Origin of the sequence: Chromobacterium alticapitis (assembly GCF_002924365.1) — a bacterium.
GTDB lineage: Bacteria > Pseudomonadota > Gammaproteobacteria > Burkholderiales > Chromobacteriaceae > Chromobacterium > Chromobacterium alticapitis.
Genome location: NZ_PQWB01000047.1, coordinates 19,790 through 38,551, shown reverse-complemented (window position 1 = coordinate 38,551; position 18,762 = coordinate 19,790). Strand labels below are relative to the sequence as shown.

The window sequence follows — 18,762 nt, the reverse complement described above, 5'->3', positions numbered from 1 at the left end:
GGCGGCAGCCGGGCCTTAGCGCATACCGCGAAACGGCTTACCCCAGATGCTCGAACAGCACCGTCGACAGATAACGCTCGCCGAAGGACGGGATCACCACCACGATCAGCTTGCCGGCGTTTTCCGGACGCTTGGCCAGTTGCAGCGCCGACCATACTGCCGCGCCGGACGAGATGCCGACCAGAATGCCTTCCTTGGTGGCCACTTCGCGCGCCGTCTGCAATGCGTCTTCGTTCTTGACGCGAATGATTTCGTCGTAGACGCCAGTATTCAGGATGGCCGGCACGAAGCCCGCGCCTATGCCCTGAATCGGGTGCGGGCCCTTGGCGCCGCCGGACAGCACCGGCGAGGCGTCCGGCTCCACCGCAACGATCCGCACGCCCGGCTTGCGCGCCTTCAGCACCTCGCCGACGCCGGTGATGGTGCCGCCGGTGCCCACGCCGGCCACGAAGATGTCCACCTGGCCATCGGTGTCGTTCCACACTTCCTCCGCGGTGGTATGGCGGTGAATTTCCGGATTGGCGGGGTTCTCGAACTGCTGCGGCATGAAATAGGTGTCTGGATATTCGTCCACCAGCGCCTTAGCTCTGGCGATGGCGCCGCCCATGCCCTCCGGTCCCGGCGTCAGGATCAGCTCCGCGCCGTAGGCCTTCAGCAGCTGGCGGCGCTCCTTGCTCATGGTTTCCGGCATGGTGATCACCAGCTTGTAGCCGCGAGCCGCGCATACCATGGCCAGGCCGATGCCGGTATTGCCCGAGGTGGGCTCCACGATCACGGTGTCGGGACCGATTTTTCCGGCCTTTTCCGCCGCGTCCAGCATCGCCACGGCGATGCGGTCCTTGACGCTGTGCGCCGGATTGAAGAACTCGAGCTTGGCGACGATGGTGGCCCCGGCGCCTTCCGCGACGCGGTTGAGCTTGACCAGCGGGGTGTTGCCGATCAGGTCGGTGATGGTATTGGCGATGCGCATGATCTTATTCCTCATCCAGCTAAAATGACAATGCCGATATTCCACGGCATCATAATCAATCCGGCGCGGGCGACCTAATATTGTTTGCTTATATCCCGCAAACTAAACGCCAGTCGCCCCCGTCTAAAACCGCTTTGTTATAGTCAATGCAAACACAAGCAAGGTTCCTATGCCCATCCAGGAAAACCTGATTCCGCTGTCCGGCTGGCGCCGCAAGCTGTACATCATCATCTACGAGGCCGACACTCGCGCCGGCCGCATTTTCGACATGGCGCTGCTCGCCGCCATCCTGCTGTCCGTCATGTGCGTGATGCTGGAAAGCGTATCGTCCATCCGCCAGCAATACGGTCCGCTGCTGACCGCTCTGGACTGGACCTTCACCATTCTGTTCACCATCGAGTACGCATTGCGGCTGATCTGCGTGCATAAACCGCTGCGCTATGTGAAAAGCTTCTTCGGCGTCATAGATTTGCTGTCCATCCTGCCGCTGTATCTGGGCCTGTTCATCCCGGAAAGCCGCTTCCTGGCCGACATCCGCATCCTGCGTCTGCTCAGGATGTTCCGCATCCTCAAGCTCAGCCGCCATCTGGGCGAGGCCGCCCAGTTGCGCAAGGCCCTGCTGGCCAGCCAGCGCAAGATCACCGTGTTCCTGGTCACCGTGGTGCTGCTGGTCATCGTGCTGGGCACGCTGATGTATGTCATAGAAGGGCCGGAACACGGCTTCACCAGCATTCCGATCAGCATTTACTGGGCCATCGTCACGCTGACTACCGTCGGCTTCGGCGACATTACGCCTAAAACGCCGCTAGGCCAGGCGCTGGCCAGCCTGGTGATGATCACCGGCTATGGCATCATCGCGGTGCCCACCGGCATCGTCAGCGCTGAGATCGCTCGCAGCACCCCCGACCCTGTGCCCGAAAACCGCTCCGCCACTAGACTATGCCCGCACTGCTTCAGCGAAGGCCATGATTGGGATGCGCATTTCTGCAAGCACTGCGGCGGCCAGCTGCCGCGGCCATCCAAGGGCGAAGTCAGCTAGGCCGCCAGCGCGCGCTGGTAGGCATTCCGCACGCGCACATCAAACGCCACCAGCTGCACCTCGAGCCGGACTTCGGGCCGCTCCGACAGCCAGCGTCGCAGCGTCTCGACCGCCAACGCGCAGGCGGCGTCCAGCGGATAGCCGTAAACGCCGCAGCTGATGGCGGGGAAGGCGATGCTGGCCGCGCCGTGCCGCGCCGCCAGCGCGAGGCAATTGCGATAACACGCGGCCAGCAGCTCGGCCTCGCCATGGCCGCCGCCGCGCCAAACCGGCCCGACGGTATGAATCACATAGCGCGCGGGCAAGCCAAAGCCCGGCGTCAGCCTAGCCTCGCCCGTGGGGCAGCCTCCCAGCTTGGCGCAGGCTTCCAATAAGGCCGGCCCTGCCGCGCGGTGAATCGCGCCATCCACGCCGCCGCCGCCCAGCAGGCTGTTTGTTGGCGGCATTGACGATGGCGTCCACCGCCATCCGTGTGATGTCCGCCTGGACACATCGCAACAAAGCCGCCATGATCGCCTCCCTCGCCCGCATACCCGATGATAGGCTACCCGGCAGGCACGCTGTTGATATCATGCCTTCAGACCGGGCGATGCGGCGCGGTCCCCAGGCGCAAATAGCAAGCGTTTACTCAGTCGATGATATGCCATTAACATTTACATTCGAGCAAAGCGCCGCCCCGCCGTGGCCTGCCCATGCTGTGGATAACTTTGTTGACAAGTCGGTGCACAGCCGCCTAAAAGGCCCGCCGGCACAGGCTTCCGTGGCTTTTTCCGCCTGAGGAGGAAACAAATCAAGCTATTGATTTTATTGAAATTTAAATCAGATACCAAACACTATTCCGACCTCGCCAACATGGCAGGCCCTGAACATTTACTCCAGTGAGCGATTGTGGATCACTTGACAAGTCAAAATTTTTTTGAGCGTAACCAAGATGTAATCAGCGTCACCTCGCTCAACAGGATGGCGCGCGACTTGCTCGAAGCCGGCCTTCCACCGGTATGGATAGGCGGCGAAATCTCCAACCTGACGCTGGCCGCCTCCGGCCACGCGTATTTCTCGCTGAAGGACGGCGGCGCCCAGGTTCGCTGCGTGATGTTCCGCCACAAGCTGTCGCAACTGCCGTTCCGCCCGCAGGAAGGCATGCAAGTAGAACTGCGCGGCCAGGTGACCCTGTATGAGGCGCGCGGCGAGTTTCAGATCAATGTCGGCGAAATGCGCGCGGCCGGCCTGGGACGGCTGTACGAGGCCTTCGAACGGCTGAAGGCCAAGCTGCAGGCTGAGGGGCTGTTCGATACCGCCCGCAAGCGCGAGCTGCCCGCCCATCCGGCCGCCATCGGCATCGTCACCTCCCCCGCCGCGGCCGCGCTGCGCGACGTGGTCAGCACGCTGCGCCGCCGCATGCCCGGCATCCCGCTTATCCTCTATCCGGCCCAGGTGCAGGGTGAAGGCTCGGCGCGGCAGATCGCCGACGCCGTCCGCACGGCAGGGGAACGCGAGGAAGTGGATGTGCTGATCGTCTGCCGCGGCGGCGGCAGCATAGAGGACTTGTGGTCGTTCAATGAAGAGATCGTCGCCCGCGCCGTGGCGGCCTGCCCCATTCCCACCGTCAGCGGCGTCGGCCACGAAACCGACTTCACCATCTGCGACTTCGTCGCCGACCGCCGCGCGCCGACACCGACCGCCGCTGCGGAACTGGTGTCGCCCAATCGCGAACACCTAGCCATGCAGCTGGAGCAAACCAGGCGCGCGCTGGAACGCGCGCTGAGCCGGCTGCTGACCGACAAAGCCCAGCAACTGGACTTCCTAGGCCGTCGGCTGACCCATCCCGGCGCCAAGCTGCGGACGCAAGCCGACAAGCTGAATGCGCTGTCGCAAACGCTGCGCCAACGCGTGCACGGCGCCTTCGAGCAGGGCCGCTGGCGTCTGCAGCTGGCCAGCACCCGTCTCGCTCGCCACCAGCCGGACCTGGCGGGCCAGATCCAGAGCCTGCAGCAACGGCAGGCCAGGCTGCTGCGCGCGCGCGACCGCCTGCTGGAACGCCGCGCCCAGCAATTGGCGCGGCTGGAGGCCACGCTGACCGCGCTGAACCCGGAGGCGGTGCTGGCGCGCGGCTACGCCATTGTGCAGAAGCAAAACGGCCAGCCGGTGAAAAGCCCGGCCGAATTGCTCGATCATGAGAAAGTCACGCTGCGGCTGGCGGAAGGCAGCGTCGAGGCGCGCATCGAGCATGCGCATGGCGTGCAGCCGGAACTGCCGTTTTAACAGGCATGCCGTTCCGGAAGCCTTGCCTACGGGCAAGGCTTAGGGCTTGCCAGTCTTGCTAACCTCGCCTCGCCGAATTTGGTCAAACAATTGCTGCTGGGCGGAATCGCTTAGCGTCTCGGTTTTACCGCCATCATGATGCGGTATATTGCTGCCGGTGATATAGGTGGCATCGGAATACTTTTCTTCCTCTGCTACGCCATTGGAACCAGAGGGAGAGGCGCACGCAACCAGCAATGCGCCGATGCTCAGCGACAAGATCGGTTTCATGAATTTCATAGTTTCATCCGCTAGGAACTGGTTAGAGACAAGCGTGGCGCGATTATTCATTATTATTCCAATATCATACCAAACAAGCACGCCAAGCATGTAAACCTCAACCTAAAACCACTTTACATACGCAAAAAAAACCTGTCCGAGGACAGGTTTTTGCGCAAGCTGGACTGACGGTTAGCCTTGCCGCAGCGCCGGCGGCAGCGCGAATACCGTGTTCTCTTCCACGCCGGGCAGCTCCGCCACCTGGCTGACATCGAAAGTCTTGATCCGGTCTATCACCGCCTGCACCAGCACTTCCGGCGCGCTGGCGCCGGCCGTCACGCCGACCTTGCGTTTTCCGGCGAACCAGTCCGGCTCCAGCAGGTCCGCGTTGTCCACCATATAGGCGTCAACGCCCTTCAGCGCCGCCACTTCGCGCAGCCGGTTCGAATTGGAACTGTTGGGCGAGCCCACCACCACCACCATATCGCACTGCTCCGCCAATAGCTTCACCGCATCCTGCCGATTCTGCGTGGCATAGCAGATGTCGTCCTTCTTCGGGCTGTGGATATGCGGGAAACGGGCCTTCAACGCGGCGATGATGTCGCGTGTTTCGTCCACCGACAGCGTGGTCTGGCTGACATAGGACAACTGCTCCGGATTCCTCACCTGCAGCCTGGCCACGTCGGCCTCGTTCTCCACCAGATACATGCCGGCATCGGCCTGCCCCATCGTGCCTTCCACTTCCGGATGGCCGGCGTGGCCTATCATGATGATTTCCATATCGGCCTGGCGCATGCGCTTGACCTCGATATGCACCTTGGTCACCAGCGGACAGGTGGCGTCGAACACCGTCAAGCCCAGCGCCTCCGCCTCCGCGCGCACCGACAACGGCACGCCGTGGGCGGAATAGATCAGCGTGCTGCCGGCAGGCACATCCTTCAGTTCTTCGATGAACACCGCGCCCTTGGCGCGCAGATTGTCCACCACGAAACGGTTGTGCACCACTTCGTGGCGCACGTAGATGGGCGCGCCGTAAAGCTCGATGGCGCGCTCGACGATGGCGATGGCCCTATCCACGCCGGCGCAGAAGCCGCGCGGATTGGCAAGCATGATGGTCTTCGTCATCCGTATTTCCTTAATCAGGCCAGGGTCTTGCCCGGCGAATGCGCGAATGGCCCGCGCCGCGGGCCATCGCTTTGGTCAAGCGCCGCCGCGCTCAGCGCGCCGGCTTCTTCAGACTGTCCAGCACCATCAAGGCCGCGCCTACGCAGATGAAGGAGTCGGCCAGGTTGAACGCCGGGAAGTACCACTGGTTGTAGTAGTGCACCAGGATGAAGTCGATCACGTGGCCATACGCCAGCCGGTCTATCACATTGCCCAGCGCGCCGCCGATGATGAAGGCCGCGGCCAGGTTCATCAGGCCGGCGAAACGGCCCTTGACGATGCTCCAGCCCAGCCAGCCGGATACGGCGAAGGCTAGCAGCGTGAACAAATACTTCTGCCAGCCGCCAGCGTCATGCAGAAAGCTGAACGCCGCGCCCGGATTGTAGATCAGCGTGAAGCTGAAGAAACCGTCTATCACCGGCCTCGCTTCGCCATACTGGAAGCTGCCGTTGAAATACAGCTTGCTGAGCTGGTCCAGCACGATGACCAGCGCCGCCAGCGCGAACCACTTCGACCATCGGCGATCGCCGCTCATAGTCATTGCAGAATCCATCTATCGGTTCCCAATTGCAGACGGGGCCGCCTCCGCGGCCCCGGATCCGACGAGTCAGGCATGCAGCCGCTGCTCGCCCTTGCCGTCCAGGTTATCCACGCAGCGGCCGCACACCGCCCCGTGGCCGGCATGGCTGCCGATGTCGACGCGATAGTGCCAGCAGCGCTCGCACTTTTCATGCGCCGACGGCGTGACGCGGATGGCCAGTTCGGCCGCCTCGCTCACCGTCACCTTGGACACGATCAGCACGAACTTCAGCTCTTCGCCCAGGCTCAGCAGTTGGCGGGCCAGCTCGGCCGGCGCGGCGATGTCCAACTCCGCCTGCAAGGACGAGCCCAGCTTGTCGGCGCTGCGCAGCGTCTCGATTTCCTTGTTGGCGGCGGCGCGCAGCTCGCGGATGGCCTGCCACTTGATGGACAGAGCAGCCTCGCGCTCCGCGGCCTGGGCCGGGAATTCGTGCCAGATGTGATACAGCGTGGACTCTTCCTCGCTATCCACCAGCACGTTCCAGGCTTCGTCCGCGGTGAAGCACAGGATAGGCGCCACCATCAGCAGCAGGCTGCGCGTGATGTGGTACAGCGCGGTCTGCGCGCTGCGGCGGGCGCGGCTGTCGGCCTGGGTGGTGTACAGGCGGTCCTTGATCACGTCCAGATAGAACGCGCCCAGGTCTTCCGAGCAGTAACCGACCACGTCCTGCACCACGTGGTGGAAGGCGTAGCGGGAGTACAGCTCGCCCACCACTTTTTCCTGCACCTCTCTCGCGCGCAACAGCGCGTACTGGTCCAGCTCAACCATCTCGCCCAGCGGCACGGCGTGCTCCAGCGGATCGAAATCCGACAGGTTGGACAGCAGGAAGCGGATGGTGTTGCGCAGGCGGCGGTAGCTTTCCGTGGTGCGCTTCAGGATTTCCTGCGACAGCGACATGTCGCCGGAGTAGTCGGCGCTGGCCACCCACAGGCGCAGGATGTCCGCGCCCAACGTGCCGCAGATCTCTTCCGGCGCGATGCCGTTGCCCTTGGACTTGGACATCTTGTAGCCCTTGTCGTCCACGGTGAAGCCGTGGGTCAAGAGCTGTTTGTACGGCGCGCGGCCTATGGTGGCGCAGCCGGTCTTCAGCGATGACTGGAACCAGCCGCGGTGCTGGTCCGAGCCTTCCAGGTATAGATCCGCCGGCCAAGCCAGCTCCGGGCGCTGCTTCAGCACCGCGAAGTGAGTGGCGCCGGAGTCGAACCATACGTCCAGCGTGTCGGTCAGCTTGCGGTATTGCTCGGCCTCGTCACCCAGCAATTCCCTGGCGTCCAGGCTGAACCAGGCTTCGATGCCCTGCTGCTCGATGCGCAGCGCCACTTCCTCCAGCAGCTGGGCCGAACGCGGATGCAGCTCGCCCGACTCCTTGTGGATGAAGAAAGTCATCGGCACGCCCCAGTTGCGCTGGCGCGACACGCACCAGTCGGGGCTGTTCTTGATCATCGCGTCCAGGCGCGCGCGGCCCCAGGCCGGGAAGAACTCGGTAGCGTCCACGGCGCGCTGGCTGATCTCGCGCAGCGTCTCGCCGCCATTGGCCTTGCGGTCCATGCTGATGAACCACTGCGGCGTGGCGCGGAAAATGATAGGCGTCTTGTGGCGCCAGCAATGCGGGTAGCTGTGCTCCAGCTTGGCCTTGTGCACCAGCGTGCCATGCGACTCCAGCGTCTCGATCACGCGCGGATTGGCGTCCCACACCAGCATGCCGGCGAAGATTTCGGTGGTGCTCTTGTAGCGGCCATCGTCGGCCACCGGATTGGCGATTGGCAGCTTGTACTGCAGGCCGGCCTGGAAGTCTTCCAGACCGTGGGCCGGCGCGGTGTGCACCAGGCCGGTGCCGGCGTCGGTGGTGACGTGATCGCCCAAAATCACCGGCACCTGGCGGGCGTAGAACGGATGCTGCAGCGCGATCAATTCAAGCGCCTCGCCCTTGGCCTCGCCCAGCACGCGGTATTCCTCCACGCCATAGCGCTTCATCGCCGACTCGACCAGATCCTTGCCCAGGATCAGCTTGCCCTTGGGCGTATCGACCAATTGGTAATCCAGATTGGCGCCGGCGGCGACGGCCTGGTTGGCCGGCAGCGTCCACGGCGTAGTGGTCCAGATCACGGCCAGCGCGCCGGAAGCGTCCGCGTCGAAGGCGGCGGAGGCCTTGTCGGCGTCAATCACCTTGAAGCCGACGTCGATCGCCGGCGACACCTTGTCTTCGTATTCCACTTCGGCTTCGGCCAGCGAGGAGCCGCACTCGATGCACCAGTGCACCGGCTTCTCGCCCTTGCTCAGATAACCGTTTTCATAAATCTTGCCGAGCGTGCGGACGATGTCGGCCTCGGTCTTGAAGTCCATGGTCAGATAGGGATTGTCCCAATCGCCCAGCACGCCCAGGCGGATGAAGCCCTTCTTCTGGCGCGCCACCTGCTCCTTGGCGTATTCGCGGCACAGTTCGCGGAACTTGGCGGCCGGGATGTCCTTGCCATGCAGCTTCTCGACCATCAGCTCGATCGGCAGGCCATGGCAGTCCCAGCCCGGCACATAGGGCGCGTCGAAACCGGCCAGCGTCTTGGAGCGGACGATGATGTCCTTCAGCACCTTGTTGACCGCATGGCCCAGGTGAATGTCGTTGTTGGCGTACGGCGGGCCGTCATGCAGGATGAACTTGGGCCGGCCGGCGGACAGCTTGCGCAGCTTTTCATAGCGCTTTTCTTCCTGCCAGCGCTTGACCCAGGCCGGTTCGCGTTTAGCCAGATCCCCGCGCATGGCGAAGGGTGTATCCAGCAGGTTTACGGTTTTACGATAATCGATGCTCATGCCTGCTCTCGCTGCAAACTTGTCAAATAGGTCTTGGCGCTGGCCGCGTCGCGTTCTATCTGCGCCACCAGCGTCGCCAAATCATCATAGCGCGCTTCATCGCGCAGTTTCTTCAGGAAGCGCACGGTCAGCCGCTGGCCGTACAAATCGCCGGAAAAATCGAACAGATGCACTTCCAGCTTGTAGTCGGGCGTATCGCTGACCGTGGGATTCAAACCCAGGCTGGCCACGCCGCCCAGCCGCCCATCCGGGGTATCGACCTCGACGACGAACACGCCCTGCAAAGCCGGCTTCAAATGCGGCAAGTGGATGTTGGCGGTGGGAAAGCCTATAGTGCGTCCCAATTTTTTGCCGTGCATCACCTTGCCCGATATCCGGTATACCCCGCCCAGCAAGGCGTTGGCCGCATCCAGATCGCCCAAGGCCAGTTTTTCCCTGACCAGGGTGCTCGAGGCGCGCTCGCCCTGCACCAATACCGAGGGCATGGCCTCGGTGGCGAAATGCGGACAGGAGGCCAAAAGGTCGAAATGTCCCTTGCGGCCGGCGCCAAACTGGAAATCGTCGCCAATCAGCAGATAACGCGTCTGCAGCTCCTCCACCAGAACCTGATCGACAAATTGCGATGCCGTCATATTGGCGAAGCTGTGGTTGAAGCGGTAGACGAACACATAGTCCACCAGCCCCAGCCCCCGCAGCAGGGCGAACTTGTCGCGCAAGGTCGATAGCCGGGCCGGCGGCGCGGCGCGGCTGAAGAATTCGCGCGGGTGCGGCTCGAACGTCAACAAAGCGGTCGGCAGCCCGCGCGCCTGCGCCTCCAGGCGCAGCCTTTGCAGCATGCGGCGATGCCCTTGGTGCACGCCATCGAAATTGCCTATGGTCAACGCGCAGCCCGGCAGGGCGAAACGACGCGGATCCCCCAGAAATACCTGCATTTGCGGTCTTTTTTACACGTCCTGAAACCGTCGATTGTAGCCGCCAGCAGCCGACAGCGTCCAGCCATGATGCCAGCGGCGCAAAAAACAAAAAGCCCCGCCATAAGCGGGGCTTTTCATGGAGGCGTCTGGCTTACTTGGCCGGCTGCTCAACCATGGTTTCCTTCACGGCGTCGATTACGACTTCAACGCGACGATCAGACTCGATGCAAGCCTTGATTTCGGCGTTTTGCTTCTTGTTCTTCACGTATTTCGGGAACTTGGCCTTGCACTCTTCGGACATCTTGGCTTCAGCCTTGCCCTTGCCAACGGAAGTTACCTTCTCGGCCGGCACGCCTTCGTTCACGAAGTAGGACTTAACAGCGTCGGCGCGCTTCTGGGACAGAGCGTTGTTCAGCTTGTCGGAACCCATGAAGTCGGTGAAACCGTCGATTTCAACGCCAGTCAGGTGGCCTTGGCCGGCGTGGGCCTTCAGCTTGGCAACCAGCGGATCCAGTTCGTTCTTGGCATCGGCGCGCAGGGTGGACTTGTTGAAGTCGAACAGAACCTTGGCGGACAGGGTCACTTTTTCCTTCATCGGAACCAGAACCGGCTTCGGAGCAACCGGAGCAGCGACTACCGGCTTGGCCGCTTCGCGGTCGCCGCATTCAACCAGACCGTTGGCGGCCTTGTCGAAGGTGGAGGTGCGCCAGCATTCGCCGTAGTTGTTGCGAACAACACCGTCGGTGGACTGGTCTACGGCGTAACCCGGTTTAGCAGCAAAAGCGCTAGCGGAAACCAACAGGGCGGCAACCAGTGCGCTCAGTTTCAGCTGTTTAGTCATGTTATTCCCTCTTTAATCTATAAAATGGGTCGCAATGCGGGCTGACGCAAAGACCACGCGAACAAGTTGACTGCAAACATCAGAGATGGCTACATGCTGTGTTGATGCAGTTAACCCGCACTATAGGAATCCAGCAACACCATGTCAACACGGGGCCGGACGCGACGCCAGTCAAACGTTGCACAAATGCATCACATTTCGCTAATTATCGTAAAAACCTGTCTCCCGCACGCGACACATTACGGCTGTGTGACGCGCCGGCGAAACAGTGGCTGCGGCTGACGATAAGTGACTTGATAGCCATCGCTAAAGGTATTGTAATAACCCTTCACATCCAGCCGCTTGCCATCCTTGATCAGAAAGGCGTCGAATCCCACCTGCCACAAAGGGTGGATCAAATCCTGCCAGACATCGCCAACAGCCCGAAGTTCCCCATCGAAATGATATCGCTCGCGCAGCAACCTGGCGAGACTATAGCCGCGGCCATCGGTAAAGGCGGGAAAGTCAATCGCCACGACGGCCAGGCTGGGCAGATGCGGCAGCAGCCGCGCGGGCTCATCGTCCGGCGCCAGCCACACGCCCACCCGGCCCGGCCGGGCCTGCCATTGCGCCGCGTCCGCCAGCCAGGCGGCCAGGGGCACGATCACGTCGGCCTCCGCGGGCGCCGCAGGCAAGCCGCCCTGCTCGTCCGGCCGCAGCAGCGTCCATTCGTCGCGCCGCTCCTCGCCGTGCTTAATGTAGCGGGGCATAGACTCTCTCCTTGAACGGTTCCACGCCGACGCGGCGCAGGGTTTCGATAAAGCGCTCTCCGCCTTGCCGTTTTTCGACATAGACCTGCATGATCTTGCCGAAGGCCACCGGCACGTCGGCCTGGGCGAAGGACGGGCCTATCACCTTGCCGATGGCGGTGTCGCTGCCCTGGCTGCCGCCCAGCGTGATCTGGTACCACTCCTCGCCGTTCTTGTCGACGCCGAGTATGCCGATATTGCCGATGTGATGGTGGCCGCAGGCATTCATGCAGCCCGAAAAATTGCAGGCGATCTCGCCCAGATCATGCAGATAGTCCAGGTCGTCGAAAGTTTGCTGGATCGCGTTGGCCACCGGAATCGATCGCGCGTTGGCCAAGGAACAGAAGTCGCCGCCCGGGCAACTGATGATGTCGGTCAACAGGCCGATATTGGGCGTGGCCATGCGCTGCTGCCTGGCCTCCCGCCACAAGTCGTACAGGTCTTTCTGCGCCACGTCCGGCAACACCAGGTTCTGCTCGTGCGCCACACGCAGTTCGCCGAAGCCGAAGCGGTCCGCCCAGTCTGCCGCCGCCTCCATCTGCTCTGCCGTGATGTCTCCCGGCGGCGCGCCGGTTTCCTTCAACGACAGCACCACCGAGCGGTAGCCGGGCTGGCGGTGTTCGCGCGTATTGCGCTCATACCAACGGGCGAAGGCCTTGTCCTCGGCCAGCGGGGCGCTCAACTCGGCCGGATGATCGGCCAAGTCCGGATAAGCCGGATCGTCAAAGAAACTGGCGTAGTGGGCGACGTCCTCGTCGCGCAGCGTCGCCGGGCCGTCTTTCAGATGCAGCCATTCGTCTTCCACCTTGGCGGCGAAACCTGCCGGCGTCATGGCCTTGACCAGGATCTTGACCCGCGCCTTGTATTTGTTGTCGCGTCGGCCAAAACGGTTGTACACGCGCAAGACCGCGTCCAGATAGGTCAGCAGGTGCTGGCGCGGCAGGAATTCGCGTATCACCTCTCCCACCATGGGCGTGCGGCCCAGGCCGCCGCCGACGATGACCTTGAAGCCCGCCTCGCCGTCCGCGTTGCGGCTGACATGCAGGCCGATGTCGTGGACCATGGTGGCCGCGCGGTCCTCCACGCTGCCGGAGACGGCGATCTTGAACTTGCGCGGCAGGAAGGCGAATTCCGGGTGCAGCGTGCTCCACTGGCGGATGATTTCGCAATACGGCCGCGGGTCGAATAACTGGTCGGCGGCGACGCCCGCGAAGGCGTCGGTCGTGGTGTTGCGCACGCAGTTGCCGGAAGTCTGGATCGCGTGCATTTCCACCGTGGATAATTCTTCGAGAATGTCCGGCACCCTCTCCAGCGCCGGCCAGTTGAACTGGATGTTCTGTCGGGTGGTGAAATGGCCGTAGCCCTTGTCGTAGCGGCGGGCGATATCGGCCAGCTTGCGCAATTGCTCGCTGCGCAGGTGGCCGTACGGGATGGCCACGCGCAGCATGGGCGCGTGGCGCTGGATATACAGGCCGTTCATCAGCCGCAGCGGGCGGAACTCGTCCTCGGTCAGCTCGCCGGCCAGGAAGCGGCGCGTCTGATCGCGGAACTGCTCCACGCGTTCCCGCACCAGGCGGTGGTCGACTTCATCGTAACGATACATATTGGATTCCAGCAGAAAAGCCTATGGCGGCGGGTCAGACGGGGCGCTTCAGCGGACTGGCCTTGACGTGCAGCCCGCATTCCTTGGTTTCCGGGTTTTCCCACCACCAGCGGCCGGCGCGGATGTCCTCGCCCACGCTGATGGCGCGGGTACAGGGCGCGCAGCCTATCGAGGGGTAATGGCGGTCGTGCAGCGCGTTGTACGGCACCTCATTGTCGCGCAGGTACTGCCATACTTCGGCCTCGGTCCAATCCAATAACGGGCTGAACTTCAGCAGGCCATTGTCGGCGTCGTATTCCTTGTCGGCCAAATCCAGCCGCGTGGGCGATTGCTGGCGGCGCAAGCCTGTGATCCAGGCGGAACGGCCCGCCAGGGCGCGCTTGAGCGGCTCCAGCTTGCGGATCGCGCAACAGGATTTGCGCAGTTCCACGCTCTGGTAAAAACCGTTGATGCCGTGGAGGTTGACGTATTGTTCGGTGGCGGCGGTTTCCGGGAAATACACCTGCACCGGATGATCCGGGTAGCGCTCGCCCACTTGCTGCATCAACTCGTAGGTTTCGGCCGGCAAGCGGCCGGTATCCAGGCTGAAGCTCCGCAGGGGCAAAGCCAGGCGGGCGATCAGATCGGTCAGCACCATGTCTTCGGCGCCGTAACTATTGGCAAGCACCGCGTCTGGGTATTCGGCGGCTATCGTTTGCAGCAGGGCCGACGTGGCGGCAAGTTTGGACTCCAGGCTCATCAAGCGCTCCGGGGATGGTTCGAGGGTATCCTAACCAAAGCGCTTATAAACCTAAAAGAATATTGTGTTAGTATTTAATGACTGTAGGTTTTAAGGAGGACAGGCTTTCATATGAAACTACAACAACTGCGCTACCTGGTGGAGGTGGCCAAGCAGGGGCTCAACGTTTCCGAGGCGGCGGAAAAGCTGCATACCTCGCAACCGGGCATTTCCAAGCAGATCCGCTTGCTGGAGGACGAGCTGGGCATTCAGGTGTTCATTCGCAACGGCAAGCGCGTGGTTTCAGTGTCTGAACCCGGCAAGGAAGTGCTGCGCATCTCGGAGCGCATCCTGCGCGAGGCGCAAAACCTGAAGCGCGTCGGCGAGGAGTTCTCGCGCGAGTCCGAAGGCGCGCTCACCATCGCCACCACCCACACCCAGGCCCGCTACGCGCTGCCGCAGGCCATCGCCGAATTCGTGCGCCGCTATCCCAAGGTCAGACTGTCGCTGAAACAGGGCAGCCCGACCCAGATCTGCGAAATGGTGGTGTCCGGCGAAGCCGATCTGGCCATCGCCACCGAGGGCATCGCGCTGTACAAAGAGCTGGCCACCCTGCCCTGCTATGAATGGAACCGCTCCGTGGTGGTGCCCAAGGACCATCCGCTGGCCAAGCTGGATCATGAGATCACGCTGGCCGACATCGCCCGCTTCCCCATCGTCACTTACGATTTCGCCTTCGCCGGCCGCTCCAAGATCAACAAAGCCTTCGCCGACCAAGGCCTCAGCGCCAACGTGGTGCTGACCGCGATCGACACCGATGTGATCAAGACCTATGTCTCGCTGGGCCTGGGCATAGGCATCATCGCCACCATGGCTTACGAACCCGCGCGCGACCAAGGCCTGGTTTCGATAGACGCCGGCCACCTGTTCGAGCCGTCCACCACCAAGATAGGCATACGCAAGGACGCCTATCTGCGCGGTTTCGCCTATACCTTCATCGAACTGTTCGCGCCCCATCTGCACCGGCGCGAAGTGGACTCGGCGCTGCTGGCGCACGATGTCGACGGCGACGATGATTAAAACCCGTCCCGCCCCGCAGGGGCTTCGCCTCGTTCGCTCAAGCGCATACGCAAACGCCCCGGACCTGCCGGGGCGTTTTCTTGGGCGCTGCGGATTCGCGCTTACAGCGTCAGGCCGCCGGTCACCTCGATGGCCGCGCCATTGATGTAGCTGGCCTCGTCCGACGCCAGGAAGGCGTAGACGTTGGCGATCTCGGCCGGATCGGCCATGCGGCGCATCGGCACCTTGTCTTCCATCGCCTGCAGCACCTTCTCCGGCATGGCCTTCAGGATGGGCGTGGCGACGAAGCCCGGGCAGACCGCGTTGGCGCGTATGCCCTTCTTGCCCAGTTCCTTGGCCCAAGTCTTGACGAAGCCGATCACGCCGAACTTGGCGGCCGCGTAGTTGGTCTGGCCAAAGTTGCCGTAGACGCCGACCACCGACGAGGCGTTCAGGATCACGCCGCCTCCCTGCTCCACCATGGTGTCCACCACCGCGCGGGCACAGTTGTAAACGCCCTTCAGGTTGATGTCGATCACCTTGTCGAACTGCTCTTCGGTCATCTTGATCAACTGCGCGTCCTGCACGATGCCGGCATTGTTGACTAGGACGTCGATGCGGCCGCAACGGTTCTTCAGATCGGCCACCATTTCGGCGATCTGGCCCTTGTTGGTCACGTCTACCTTGTAGCCGTAAGCCTCGCCGCCCAGCGCCTTCAATTCATCGACCACGGCATTGACCGCGTCCAGGTTCAGGTCGCACACCGCGACGATGGCGCCCTCCTTGACGAATTTTTCAGCGGTGGCCTTGCCGATGCCGCTGGCGGAGCCGGTGATGATGGAAACCTTCCCTTTTAAACGCATGATATTTCCTTCTCTTACTGCTTTGCAGATCTCATCAGGCCGCCTAGGGACGGATGAGCACCAGATGTCTCCTGGCATCGACCCTCCCGGCCGGGTCCCTGATTATTGTTATCGCGCCGCGCGCGGCGCATGAAAAAGGCGGGAGTTGGTGCGCTGCAATATAGCGCACCCCCTCCCGCCGGTACAAGTTACGAGCTGCGACGGCTCGTAACCGGATTACTCCAGGCCCTTGCTGGCCAGATAGTCTTCATAGTTGCCGATGTAGTAGTCGTAGCCGCCCTTGCCGTCCAGCTCCAGCACGTGAGTCGCCAGAGAGCTCACGAATTGGCGATCGTGCGAGACGAAGATCAAGGTGCCCTTGTACTTTTCCAGCGCCATGTTCAGGGACTCGATCGACTCCATGTCCATATGGTTGGTCGGCTCGTCCATGATCATCACGTTAGGCTTCTGCAGGATCAGCTTGCCGTACAGCATGCGGCCCTTCTCGCCGCCGGACAGCACGCGCACCGCCTTGCCCACCTCGTCGCCGCCAAACAGCAAGCGGCCCAGCGTGGCGCGGATCGCCTGCTCATCGTCGCCTTCCTGGCCCCATTGGCGCATCCATTCGCTCAGGGTCCAGTCGCTGTCGAAATCAGCCTCGTGATCCTGCGCGAAATAGCCGATTTGCGCCTTCTCGGCCCACTTGATGGCGCCGTAATCGGCGGTCAGGCCTTCGGCGTAGGCTTGCTCGAACGCGCCGGCCAGCAGCTTGACCAGCGAGGTCTTGCCCGCGCCGTTGGGGCCGATGATGGCCAGACGGGCTCCGGCTTCCAGGATCAGGTTCAGATCCTTGAAAAGGACCTTGTTTTCATACGCCTTGTTGAGGTTCTCCACCTCCACCGCCTGGCGGTGCAGCTTGAACTTGTCGTCCATCTCGAAACGGATGAACGGGTTCTGGCGGCTGGACGGCTTCACTTCCACCATCTCGGACTTCAGTTTGTCCACCTGCTTCAGGCGCGAGGTGGCCTGGCGGGCCTTGGACTTGTTGGCGGAGAAGCGGGCCACGAACTCCTGCAGCTCCTGGATGCGCTCCTTGGCCTTGCTGTTGGACGACAGCTGACGCTCGCGCGCCTGGGCCGACGCGATCATGTAGTCGTCGTAATTGCCCGGGTAGATGCGGATGGTGTTGTAGTCCAAGTCCGCCATGTGGGTGCACACCGAGTTCAGGAAGTGGCGGTCGTGCGAGATGATGATCATGGTGGAGTTGCGCTCGTTCAGCACGTGCTCCAGCCAGCGGATGGTGTTGATGTCCAGGTTGTTGGTCGGTTCGTCCAACAGCAGGATGTCCGGATTGGAGAACAGCGCCTGCGCCAGCAGCACTCGCAGCTTCCAGCCCGGCGCCACTTCGCTCATCGGACCGAAGTGCTGATCGACCGGGATGCCCACGCCCATCAGCAGTTCGCCCGCGCGCGCTTCGGCGGTGTAGCCGTCGTACTCGGCGAACTTGGCCTCCAGGTCGGCCGCGCGCATGTAATCGTCTTCGGTGGCTTCCAGATTGGCGTAGATGGCGTCGCGTTCGCTCATCGCCGCCCACATCTCGGTGTGGCCCATCATCACCACATCGATTACGCGGCGCTCTTCGTAGCCGAATTGGTCCTGACGCAGCTTGCCCAGGCGCAGGCCGTTCTCGATGGCGACTTCGCCCGCGGTCTGCTCCAGGTCGCCACCCAGGATTTTCATGAAAGTGGATTTGCCGGAACCATTGGCGCCGATCAGGCCGTAACGGTTGCCTTCGCCGAATTTGACGGTCACCTTCTCGAACAAAGGTTTCACGCCAAACTGCATCGTAATATTGCTTGTGGTAATCACGCTTGAAGATCCTTCAGCCGTAAGCCGTAAGTATCGGAAAAACGTAGGATTCTAGCACACGCGCGATGATTTCCCGAGTCCTTCCAGCCTTGTTCGCCACGAACTTTTGCCAGCCAGACGAATTCCGCTACAATCGTAAGCCTTGTAAATCCTTATTCCAGATAGGCAGAACTATGCTTACCGGCAGCTTGGTAGCGCTCGTCACGCCGATGTCCAGCGATGGCGCGGTGGATTTTGCGGCGCTGCAACGATTGGTTGAGTTCCACATCGAAAACGGCACTTCCGGCATCGTCGCCGTCGGCACCACCGGCGAATCGGCCACGCTGTCGGTCGAAGAGCACATAGCAGTAGTGAAAGCGGTGGTGGAATACGCCAAGGGCCGGGTCAAAGTCATCGCGGGCGCGGGCGGCAACGCCACCAGCGAGGCGATCGAGCTGGGCCAGCTTTCGGCCGATGTCGGCGCCGACATGGTGCTGTCCGTGGTGCCGTACTACAACAAGCCCACCCAGGAAGGCATTTATCAGCACTTCCGCGCCATCGCCGACGAAAGCCCGCTGCCGGTCATCCTCTATAACGTGCCCGGCCGCACCGTGGCCGACATGAGCAACGACACCGCCTTGCGCCTGGCCCAGCACCCGAACATCGTCGGCCTGAAAGACGCCACCGGCGATATCGGCCGCGCCTGCGACCTGGCCCTGCGCGCGCCCAAGGATTTCGCGCTTTACTCCGGCGACGACGCCACCGGCATGGCCTTCATGCTGTGCGGCGGCCACGGCGTGATCTCGGTCACCGCCAATATCGCCCCCAAACTGATGAGCCAGCTGTGCGTGGCCGCCACCTCGGGCGAAGTCGCCCAAGCTCGCGCCATCAACGACAAGCTGCAAGGCCTGCACAAGCAGCTGTTCATCGAACCGAACCCGATTCCGGCCAAATGGGCGCTGTCGCGGATGCAACGCATCCCCGCCGGCATCCGCCTGCCCTTGACTCCGCTGAGCGCTTGCGCAGAGGCGGCCGTCGAAGCGGCAATGCAGCAAGCCGAAGTCATTTGAT

The 18,762-nt window shown here is 62.3% G+C and carries 17 protein-coding genes; 4 read left to right on the top strand and 13 right to left on the bottom strand.

The features are described 5' to 3' along the window. Positions 1-37: 37 nt before the first annotated feature. Positions 38-970 carry a cysteine synthase A gene (gene cysK / locus C2I19_RS12005; RefSeq protein WP_103902934.1) on the bottom strand — a complete coding sequence of 311 codons (933 nt, stop codon included), beginning with the start codon at positions 968-970 and terminating at the stop codon, positions 38-40. Between the two features lie 169 nt (positions 971-1,139). Between cysK and C2I19_RS12000 the strand changes: the two genes are divergently transcribed. Further along, positions 1,140-2,009, top strand: coding sequence for an ion transporter (locus C2I19_RS12000; RefSeq protein ID WP_103902933.1), 870 nt, complete (start codon positions 1,140-1,142; stop codon positions 2,007-2,009). Here the strand turns inward: C2I19_RS12000 and C2I19_RS11995 are convergent. Then, positions 2,006-2,455: a macro domain-containing protein gene (locus C2I19_RS11995; RefSeq protein ID WP_439647046.1), complete on the bottom strand. Its 450-nt coding sequence runs from the start codon at positions 2,453-2,455 to the stop codon at positions 2,006-2,008. The two genes, C2I19_RS12000 and C2I19_RS11995, sit on opposite strands and share 4 nt — an antisense overlap. A gap of 451 nt (positions 2,456-2,906) precedes the next feature. Here C2I19_RS11995 and xseA point away from each other — a divergent pair, with 451 nt between their 5' ends. Further along, on the top strand, positions 2,907-4,271 hold the full coding sequence (gene xseA / locus C2I19_RS11990) for an exodeoxyribonuclease VII large subunit (RefSeq protein WP_103902932.1): 1,365 nt from the start codon (positions 2,907-2,909) through the stop codon (positions 4,269-4,271). Positions 4,272-4,310: 39 nt separating this feature from the next. Here the strand turns inward: xseA and C2I19_RS11985 are convergent, their stop codons facing one another. From C2I19_RS11985 to C2I19_RS11945, 9 genes are all read right to left on the bottom strand, one after another. Further along, on the bottom strand, positions 4,311-4,601 hold the full coding sequence (locus C2I19_RS11985) for a hypothetical protein (RefSeq protein ID WP_146056797.1): 291 nt from the start codon (positions 4,599-4,601) through the stop codon (positions 4,311-4,313). 120 nt (positions 4,602-4,721) lie between these two features. Continuing rightward, a complete protein-coding gene (gene ispH / locus C2I19_RS11980; RefSeq protein WP_103902930.1) occupies positions 4,722-5,654 on the bottom strand; it encodes a 4-hydroxy-3-methylbut-2-enyl diphosphate reductase in 933 nt (310 codons plus the stop codon). Between the two features lie 91 nt (positions 5,655-5,745). Then, entirely contained in the window at positions 5,746-6,228 is a 483-nt protein-coding gene (gene lspA, locus C2I19_RS11975) for a signal peptidase II (protein ID WP_439647047.1), read from the bottom strand. 72 nt (positions 6,229-6,300) lie between these two features. Continuing rightward, positions 6,301-9,078 carry an isoleucine--tRNA ligase gene (gene ileS / locus C2I19_RS11970; protein ID WP_103902928.1) on the bottom strand — a complete coding sequence of 926 codons (2,778 nt, stop codon included), beginning with the start codon at positions 9,076-9,078 and terminating at the stop codon, positions 6,301-6,303. Beyond that, positions 9,075-10,010: a bifunctional riboflavin kinase/FAD synthetase gene (locus tag C2I19_RS11965; RefSeq protein ID WP_103902927.1), complete on the bottom strand. Its 936-nt coding sequence runs from the start codon at positions 10,008-10,010 to the stop codon at positions 9,075-9,077. The genes ileS and C2I19_RS11965 overlap by 4 nt, the downstream gene beginning before the upstream one ends. 133 nt (positions 10,011-10,143) lie before the next feature. Next, positions 10,144-10,833, bottom strand: a complete 690-nt coding sequence (locus C2I19_RS11960) for an OmpA family protein (RefSeq protein ID WP_103902926.1) — start codon at positions 10,831-10,833, stop codon at positions 10,144-10,146. 239 nt (positions 10,834-11,072) lie between these two features. Next, a complete protein-coding gene (locus C2I19_RS11955) occupies positions 11,073-11,582 on the bottom strand; it encodes a DUF934 domain-containing protein (protein WP_103902925.1) in 510 nt (169 codons plus the stop codon). Continuing rightward, positions 11,566-13,224 (bottom strand): nitrite/sulfite reductase, encoded by a 1,659-nt coding sequence (locus tag C2I19_RS11950; RefSeq protein ID WP_103902924.1) that lies wholly within the window; start codon positions 13,222-13,224, stop codon positions 11,566-11,568. The genes C2I19_RS11955 and C2I19_RS11950 overlap by 17 nt, the downstream gene beginning before the upstream one ends. A gap of 34 nt (positions 13,225-13,258) precedes the next feature. Beyond that, complete coding sequence (locus C2I19_RS11945) at positions 13,259-13,963, bottom strand: phosphoadenylyl-sulfate reductase (protein WP_103902923.1); 705 nt, start codon at positions 13,961-13,963, stop codon at positions 13,259-13,261. Between the two features lie 111 nt (positions 13,964-14,074). On the opposite strand from C2I19_RS11945, the gene cysB reads away from it, so the two are divergent. Next, complete coding sequence (cysB, locus tag C2I19_RS11940; protein WP_103902922.1) at positions 14,075-15,022, top strand: HTH-type transcriptional regulator CysB; 948 nt, start codon at positions 14,075-14,077, stop codon at positions 15,020-15,022. A gap of 101 nt (positions 15,023-15,123) precedes the next feature. Here cysB and fabG read toward each other — a convergent pair whose 3' ends face one another. Beyond that, complete coding sequence (fabG, locus tag C2I19_RS11935) at positions 15,124-15,864, bottom strand: 3-oxoacyl-ACP reductase FabG (RefSeq protein ID WP_103902921.1); 741 nt, start codon at positions 15,862-15,864, stop codon at positions 15,124-15,126. Positions 15,865-16,080: 216 nt separating this feature from the next. Further along, positions 16,081-17,712, bottom strand: coding sequence for an ABC-F family ATPase (locus tag C2I19_RS11930; protein WP_103902920.1), 1,632 nt, complete (start codon positions 17,710-17,712; stop codon positions 16,081-16,083). Positions 17,713-17,885: 173 nt separating this feature from the next. On the opposite strand from C2I19_RS11930, the gene dapA reads away from it, so the two are divergent. Further along, positions 17,886-18,761 carry a 4-hydroxy-tetrahydrodipicolinate synthase gene (gene dapA, locus C2I19_RS11925; RefSeq protein WP_103902919.1) on the top strand — a complete coding sequence of 292 codons (876 nt, stop codon included), beginning with the start codon at positions 17,886-17,888 and terminating at the stop codon, positions 18,759-18,761. The last annotated feature ends 1 nt before the right edge of the window (position 18,762 follow it).

Excerpts from the sequence above, each read along its gene's own strand:
- cysK (WP_103902934.1), bottom strand. The coding sequence starts at position 970 with ATGCGCATCGCCAATACCATCACCGACCTGATCGGCAACACCCCGCTG.
- C2I19_RS12000 (WP_103902933.1), top strand. The coding sequence starts at position 1,140 with ATGCCCATCCAGGAAAACCTGATTCCGCTGTCCGGCTGGCGCCGCAAG.
- C2I19_RS11995 (WP_439647046.1), bottom strand. The coding sequence starts at position 2,455 with ATGCCGCCAACAAACAGCCTGCTGGGCGGCGGCGGCGTGGATGGCGCG.
- C2I19_RS11985 (WP_146056797.1), bottom strand. The coding sequence starts at position 4,601 with ATGAATAATCGCGCCACGCTTGTCTCTAACCAGTTCCTAGCGGATGAA.
- ispH (WP_103902930.1), bottom strand. The coding sequence starts at position 5,654 with ATGACGAAGACCATCATGCTTGCCAATCCGCGCGGCTTCTGCGCCGGC.
- lspA (WP_439647047.1), bottom strand. The coding sequence starts at position 6,228 with ATGAGCGGCGATCGCCGATGGTCGAAGTGGTTCGCGCTGGCGGCGCTG.
- ileS (WP_103902928.1), bottom strand. The coding sequence starts at position 9,078 with ATGAGCATCGATTATCGTAAAACCGTAAACCTGCTGGATACACCCTTC.
- C2I19_RS11965 (WP_103902927.1), bottom strand. The coding sequence starts at position 10,010 with ATGCAGGTATTTCTGGGGGATCCGCGTCGTTTCGCCCTGCCGGGCTGC.
- C2I19_RS11960 (WP_103902926.1), bottom strand. The coding sequence starts at position 10,833 with ATGACTAAACAGCTGAAACTGAGCGCACTGGTTGCCGCCCTGTTGGTT.
- C2I19_RS11955 (WP_103902925.1), bottom strand. The coding sequence starts at position 11,582 with ATGCCCCGCTACATTAAGCACGGCGAGGAGCGGCGCGACGAATGGACG.
- C2I19_RS11950 (WP_103902924.1), bottom strand. The coding sequence starts at position 13,224 with ATGTATCGTTACGATGAAGTCGACCACCGCCTGGTGCGGGAACGCGTG.
- C2I19_RS11945 (WP_103902923.1), bottom strand. The coding sequence starts at position 13,963 with ATGAGCCTGGAGTCCAAACTTGCCGCCACGTCGGCCCTGCTGCAAACG.
- cysB (WP_103902922.1), top strand. The coding sequence starts at position 14,075 with ATGAAACTACAACAACTGCGCTACCTGGTGGAGGTGGCCAAGCAGGGG.
- fabG (WP_103902921.1), bottom strand. The coding sequence starts at position 15,864 with ATGCGTTTAAAAGGGAAGGTTTCCATCATCACCGGCTCCGCCAGCGGC.
- dapA (WP_103902919.1), top strand. The coding sequence starts at position 17,886 with ATGCTTACCGGCAGCTTGGTAGCGCTCGTCACGCCGATGTCCAGCGAT.